General features: G+C 77.1%; 3 protein-coding genes. All 3 read right to left on the bottom strand.

Annotated features, from left to right (window positions below):
* The coding region (locus ACFVYA_RS48860; RefSeq protein ID WP_387055385.1) for an MFS transporter at positions 1–1,314 on the bottom strand (1,314 nt) is incomplete at its 3' end.
* Positions 1,305–5,696, bottom strand: coding sequence for a beta-ketoacyl synthase N-terminal-like domain-containing protein (locus ACFVYA_RS48855; RefSeq protein ID WP_387055383.1), 4,392 nt, complete (start codon positions 5,694–5,696; stop codon positions 1,305–1,307). The genes ACFVYA_RS48860 and ACFVYA_RS48855, both read right to left, overlap by 10 nt.
* The coding region (locus ACFVYA_RS48850; protein WP_387055381.1) for a fatty acyl-AMP ligase at positions 5,693–7,159 on the bottom strand (1,467 nt) is incomplete at its 5' end. The genes ACFVYA_RS48850 and ACFVYA_RS48855, both read right to left, overlap by 4 nt.

Raw genomic sequence — 7,159 nt, 5'->3', positions numbered from 1 at the left:
CTGTGCCGGTCCGGCCGAAGCCAGCCGGGCCGCCGCGTCGGGCACGCCGGGTGGCACCACCAGGTGGGCCGCGTAGACGGCCGCCGCCAGCGAGCCGAACGCCGTCGTGCCCAGGCCCGCCCCGAGTTCGTAGCCGGTCTTCTCGACCGCGGCCGCGCCGCCCGCCCGGTCGGCGGGGGCGGCCGTCAGCAGCGTGTCCGTGCTCGACGTCAGCGCGAGCGCCATGCCGAAGCCCGAACCGGCCAGTGCGCCGCCCAGCCACCACGGCGACGCCAGCCCGCCCGCCGCCGGGATGCCGAGGGACGCCGCCGCCAGGGCGAACCCCGCCGTGCGGACGCGGGGGTTGCCGAACCGCTCCAGCAGCGCCGGCGCCACCACGCTGCCGGTCGCGGCCGCGCCGAGCACGAGCAGGAGCCGGGCGGCCGCGGCGGTCGGGGACAGGCCGAGCACCACCTGGAGGTACTGGGCGAGCAGCAGGCCGAGCCCGACCAGCGTGCTCATCACCAGCAGGACCCCGCCGGCCGCGGCCGGCACCCCCGGGCGCCGGAACAGGGCCAGGTCCAGCAGGGGTGTTGCGGCCCGCCGCTGGCGGCGCACGAAGAGCGCGAGGAGGACGCACCCGGCGGCACCCGCCCCGGCCGCGAAGCCGCCCCCCGACGGCCCGACGGCGGCGGCGATCCCGAGCACCCCGCCGGCCGCGAGTACCGCGCTGAGCGCGTCCCACGGTTCACGTCCGGGTGGGCTGCGCGGCAGCCACCGCAGCGCCGCCGCGACCGCGGCCAGGATGACCGGCGGGTTGACCAGGAACGTCGCCCGCCAGCCCCACGCCTGGACGAGCAGCCCGCCGAGGACCGGCCCGAACACCGAGCCGGTTCCGGCGATGCCGCTGCACACCGCGATCGCCGCGCGTCGCCGTCGCCGGTCCGGGAACAGCTCCCGCAGCAGCGCCGTCGTCACCGGCATGATCAGGGCCCCGCCGACGCCCAGCGCCGCGCGCGCGGCGAGCAGCGTGGGAACGCCGGGCGCGAGCGCGCAGCCGAGCGAGGCGGCGCCGAACACCGCGTAGCCGGTGACGAGGACGCGTCGCCGTCCGAAGCGGTCGCCGAGCGTGCCGGACGGCAGGAGCAGCGGCGCCGCGGTGAGCGGGTAGACGGCCACGATCCAGACCTGGGCCGCGGCACCGGGCCGCAGCTGCCGGACGAGGTCGGGCAGCGCGACGTGCAGCACGGTCGCGTCCACCGCGACCAGGAAGAGGCCGGCGCCGAGCACGGCCAGCAGCGGCCACGCCCGGACGCCCGCCTGCGTCACGGCCACAGCAGGCCCCCGAGGTGTCGCGCGACGACGTCGACGTGGGGCGGGTCGACGACCGACAGGTGGTGCGCGGCCACCGGGACGATCTCCAGCCGCGGGCACAGCCCGGCCCAGCCGGCGGCGAGGTCGGTGCGGGAGTAGCGCGGTTCCATCGCGAGCCCGGCGGCGTACGGTTCGGTGGCCCGGTACAGCACCACCCGGCCGTCGTAGGGCCGCGGCGTCCCGCGTTCCGCCGCGAGGGTGTCCGAAAAGGACTGGTGTTGGTGCCGCAGGACACCGGGGCTGAGCAATCCGGCTTCGGCGACCCGCCGCATGGTGAGCTCGATCTGTTCTTCTTCGGGCAGCGGCGCGAGTTCGTCGTGGCCGAGCCGGACGGTCCGGCCGTAGGTGCCTTCGACGTAGCCGGTGAAGCGCAGGAACCGCCGGGCCGACGACGCCCGCGGGTCGAGGTCCGGTTCGGGCAGCGGCAGCATGGTGTCGATGAGGGCGACGAGCTCGACCGGTTCGCCCTCGTCGGCGAGCCGCGTGGCGACGCCGTAGGCGAGGGCACCGCCGAACGACCAGCCGGCGAGCCGGTAGGGCCCGTGGGGCACGCGGGCCCGCACGAGCGGCAGGAGCCGTTCGACGCGGTCCTCGATGGCGGCGCCGGGCACGCGTTCGAAGCCGACGCAGGGCACGCCGGCGGGCAGCCGGTCCAGCAGCGGGCGGTAGACGGTGCAGGTGCTGCCGCCGGGGTGGAACAGCAGCAGGGGTGCGGTGCCGGCGTCGCCGGGCCGGAGGAGGTGCACGGGCCCGCGGGCCTCGCGCGTGTCGAGCAGTGCCCGCGCGACATCGGCGACGGCGGCGAGGGAGTCGTGGCGCAGGAGGTCCGCCGGGTCGACGGGGGTGTCGAGTTCGGTGGTGAGGCCGTCGGCGAGCAGCCGGGCCAGCTGCCGCGGTTGCGCGGTGCCGGTGAGGCGGACGTGCGGGCCGGCGGCCTCGGTGCCGGTGTGCTGCCGCCAGAGCCGGCGGACCAGGCGGTCGGCGGCGTCCCAGGCCCGGCCCCGGGCCGGGGGTTCGTCACCGCGGGGGACGAGATCGCGGTTGAGGTCGGCGAGGGTGGCGCCCCGGAGGACGGCGGCGGCATCGGGTTCGGCGCCGAGTTCCCGCCGGACGGTTTCGCGGATCCGGTTCGCCATGAGCGAGTCGAGCCCGAGTTCGACGAGCGGGACGTCGGGATCCAGCCGGTCGGGGGAGAGGCCCATGATCGCGGCGACGATGCCGGTGAGCCGATCACCGGCGGCGGCGGGCGCGGTGGGTTCGGTGGCGTGGCCCGGTGCGGCGCGGGGGCCGGCGGCTCTGGCTGGGGTGGGCGCGGCGGCTGGGGAGGTGAGCCCGGCCGCACGGCCCGGAGTCGCGGTCTCGGGTCCGGCCGCTCCCGCCGGGGCGGGCGCGGTGGGTGGTGCGGCGGGCCCGGCCACGCAACCCGGGGCCGTTGTCCCGGGTGCGGCCGCGAGCGCCGGCGCGACCTCGTCGTTGTCCGTGTACCAGTGCCGCTCGTGGCGCCACGGCATCGGCGGCACGTCCGTGAGCTGGGCGCCGTCGTCCGGGGTGGTCACCGTGATGCGGGTGCCCGCGCAGTACAGCGCGCCCGCGGCCGCCGCGAAGGCGCGGACCTCGTCCTGGCCTCGGCGCAGGGTGCCCGTCACCACCGCGTCCGTGATCCCGGCCGCTTCGAGGGTGCGGGCCAGCGAACCCCGCAGGATCGGGTGGGGCGAGACCTCGGCGAACACGCGGTGGCCGTCCGCGGCGGCCGCGGTGACCGCCTGGCGGAACCGGACCGGGCGGCGCAGGTGCGCGGCCCAGTAACCGGCGTCGAAGTCCGGGAGCTCGCGCGGGTCGGTCAGCACCGTGTCGTACCAGGGCACCAGCGGCCGCCGGCCACCCAGCTCGGCGAGCGCGTCGCGCAGGGCGCCGAGGACGGGCTCGACCCCGGCCGAATGCCCGGCGACCCCGACGGGCAGCCGCCGCGCGCTCCGCCCGGCGGCCTCGAGTTCGGCGACGAGCCGGTCGAGGACGAGAGCGTCTCCGGCGACGGTCACCTGCCCCGGCGCCGAGTCGACGGCGAGCTCGACACCGGGGTGCCCGGCGAGCTCGCCGGGCGTCAGTTCCACCGCGGCCATGGCGCCGCCCGGGCCGGCCGTCTCCAGCAGCCGGGCGCGGGTGGCGACCAGGTGGACGGCTTCGTCGCCGGTCAGCACCCCGGCCACGACGGCCGCGGCCGCGGACCCGAGCGAGTGCCCGATGACGGCGGCGGGCCGGACGCCGAGCGCCTCCCACCGCGCGGCCAGCGCGACCTGCGTCCCGAAGATCGCCAGCTGGGTTTCGGCCAGCGTCCGGGGAGCGGCGCCGGTGAGGAGCGAGCGCAACGACCGGCCGGCGTACTCCGTGAAGGCGTCGCCGAGCTTGTCGGCCTGGGCGGCGAAGGCCGGCTCGACGGCCAGGAGGTGCCGGCCCATCCCGGCCCATTGGGACCCGTGCCCGGAGAAGACGAAAACGGGTCCGTCCCCGGCGACGGCGGCACCGGTGACGGCACCGGCGGGCAGGGGGTCGGCGCGGTCTCCGACGGCTCGCAGCAGCGCGGCGAGTTCCCGGTGGTCCGCGGCGACGAGGGCGGCCCGGTGCGGGCCGGCGTTGTCGCGCCGGGCGAGGGTGTGGGTGACGTCGGTGAGCGAGCTCCGGCGCCCGGCGGGGGAGCCCAGCCAGTCCGCCAGCTGCGTGGCCCGCTCGGTGAGCCGGTCGCGGGTCCGGGCGGAGAGAAGGCCGAGCCGGACGCCGCCGGTGCCGCCCGGCCGAACACCGTTCCGCCGCGCGGTGCCGCCGCTCTCCCGAGCCGGCGGCGTGGCCTCCTCGAGCACCACGTGCGCGTTCGTCCCGCCGAACCCGAACGCCGACACCCCCGCCGTCGCGCGGCCGGTGTGCCGGGGCCACGGCGTCGGCTCCGTCACCACCCGCAACCCCAGCGAGCCGAACGCGATGTGCGGGTTCGGCGCCGCGAAGTGCAGCTGCGGGGGCAGGGATCCGTGCTTCATCGCGAGCACCACCTTGATCAGCCCGGCGATCCCCGCGGCCGCTTCCGCGTGGGCGATGTTGGTCTTCACCGAACCGATCAGCAACGGCGCTCCGGCCGCCCGCCCCGCACCCAGCACCGCGCCCAGCGCGCCGGCCTCGATCGGGTCGCCCAGCAGCGTCCCCGTTCCGTGCGCCTCCACGTAATCCACAGTGGACGGATCGACCTCCCGGTACGCCTCCCGCAGCATCGCCTGCTGCGCCAGTGGGTTCGGCGCGGCCAGGCCGTTCGAGCGGCCGTCGGAATTGACCGCGGAGGCACGGATCACCGCGAGGACCCGATCGCCGTCGTATTCGGCGTCCGCCAGGCGTTTGAGCACCACGACACCGCAGCCCTCGGCGCGCGCGATGCCGTCCGCGGCCGCCGAGAACGTCTTGCAGCGGCCGTCGCCCGCCAGCAGGCCCGCGGCCGCGAACGCCGCCGTCGGGCCCGGGAGCAGCATGAGGTTGACCCCCGCCGCCAGCGCCAGGTCCGCCTCGCCGTCGCGCAGCGCGCGCACCGCGTGGTGCACCGCGGCCAGCGACGACGAGCACGCCGTGTCCACCGCCATGCTCGGCCCGCGCAGGTCGTAGACGTACGACAGCCGGTTGGCCGCGATGCTGCCCGCCGCGCCGGTGGCCGTCCACAGGTCCGGCTCGCCGCCGGTCATCGTGAGGTGGCCGTAGTCGTGGGTCGCGATACCGGTGAACACGCCGGTCCGGCTGCCGCGCAGGGACGCCGGCGCGATGCCGGCGTGCTCCAGCGCCGCCCAGGTGACCTCCAGGAGCATCCGCTGCTGCGGGTCCATCGTCGCCGCTTCGCGCGGCGTGATGCCGAAGTGCTCGGCGTCGAACCCGGCGACGTCGTCGAGGAACCCGCCCAGCACCGGGGCCGCCTCGGCGCTCCAGCGGCCCGGCGGTGCGGTCCGGACGGCGTCGCCGCCGCCGCGCAGCAGGTCCCAGAACTCGCCGGGCCCGTCCGCGCCGGGGAACCGGCAGCCCAGGCCGACGACGGCGACGGGGTCGGTCCGGCGGCGGTCGGTGCCGCGCGGGACGTCCGGCTCTGCGAAACCGGCCAGGCTGCGGACGAGGTGGTCGATGGTCGGGCTTTCCCACAGCAAGGTCGCCGGCAGCCGCCGGCCGAGCCGTTCCTCGAGGTCGGCGGCGATGCCGACGGCCTGGCGGGAGGACAGGCCGTAGTCGCCGAGCGGCCGGTCGGGCTCGGCCGTGACGCCGGTGTGCTCGGCGACGGTGTCCAGGACCCAGCGGCGCAGGGTGTCGGTCGTCGGCTCGGTCATCGCGCCAGTGCCTTTCCGTAGTCGCCGGCGAGGTAGCGGTCGCGGCAGGCGCCGCGCGCGATCTTGCCGCTGGAGGTGCGCGGGACCCGTCCGGGCGGCACGAGCAGCACCTCCCGCAGCGCGAGCCCGTGCGCGTCGGAGATCAGCCGCCGGATCGCGCCGCCGAGCGCCCGCTCGGCGGGTTCGGTCAGGTCCGCGTGGCCGCGGTGTTCGGCGACCACGACGACGGCTTCGGTGTCGGTGCCCGCGACGGCGAAGGCCGCGACGCTGCCGGGGCGGATCGCGGGGTCGGCCGACGCGGCGGTCGCTTCGACGTCCTGCGGGTAGTGGTTGCGCCCGTCGACGATGATCAGGTCCTTGATCCGGCCCGCGATGTACAGCTCGCCGTCGTGGCGGACACCGAGGTCGCCGGTCCGCAGCCAGGGCCGGTCGTCCCCGGCCGGCCGGGCGCCGAACGTCTCGGCGCTCTCCAGGGGTTTCTGCCAGTACCCCGTGCCGACGTTGGGCCCGTGCACCCAGATTTCGCCGACCGAGCCGTCGGGCCGCACGATCCCGGTTTCCGGGTCGACGAGGGCGACGAGCTGCCCGGCCGGGACGCCGCACGCGACGAGCCGGACGCCGTCCCCGGCCGGCCGCGCGGTGCCGGTGGCGAGGGCGTCGCGGTCGAACGTGGTGACGCGCGGGGTCGCGGCGGGGCCGGTGGTGACGAAGACGGTGGCCTCGGCCAGTCCGTACGCCGGGCGGGTCATGTCCGGCCGGTACCCGGCGGCGGCGAAGGCGGTGTGGAACCGGTCGAGGACGTCCGGGTTGATCGGCTCGGCGCCGTTGACGATCGCGGCGACCCGGCCGAGCCGCAGCCGCGCGCGGTCGGCCTCGCGGATCCGGCTCGTGCAGTAGTGGAAGGCGAAGTTCGGGGCCGCGCTCCAGCTGCCCGCGTGGTCGCCGAGCAGCTCCAGCCAGCGGACGGGCCGCTCGATGAAGGCGAGCGGGTCCATCAGCACCGAGCGCAGGCCCAGCGCCAGGGGCGTGATCAAGCCGAGGACGAGCCCCATGTCGTGGAACAGCGGCAGCCACGAGACCGTGGTGGCCGCGGCCGGGTCGAGGCCGAGGCCGCGCACGGCCTGGGTGACGTTGGCGAGCACGTTCGCGTGGGTCAGCACCACGCCGGCCGGGCTGCGCGTCGAACCGGACGTGTACTGCAGGTACGCGACGTCGTCCGGGGCCGCGGTGGGCGCGGGCCACGTCCGCGCCGGTTCCGGCCGGTCGACCGTGACGACGGCGATGTCCTGGCCGAGGAACGCTTCGACGCCCGGCCGGGCGCCGGCCGTGGTGACGACGGCCGACGGCGCGCAGTCGGCGAGGACCGCGGCGAGCCGTCCCGCGTGGCCGGGCAGGCCCGGATCGAACAGCGGCACCGCGATCGCGCCCGCGGTGATCGCGGCGAGGACCCCGATGACGTAGTC

This window comes from Amycolatopsis sp. NPDC058278 (assembly GCF_042881395.1).
Classification (GTDB): Bacteria; Actinomycetota; Actinomycetes; order Mycobacteriales; family Pseudonocardiaceae; genus Amycolatopsis.
Note: the sequence above shows the minus strand (reverse complement) of the source record. Positions and strands in the feature narration are given on the sequence as shown.

Excerpts from the sequence above, each read along its gene's own strand:
- ACFVYA_RS48855 (WP_387055383.1), bottom strand. The coding sequence starts at position 5,696 with ATGACCGAGCCGACGACCGACACCCTGCGCCGCTGGGTCCTGGACACC.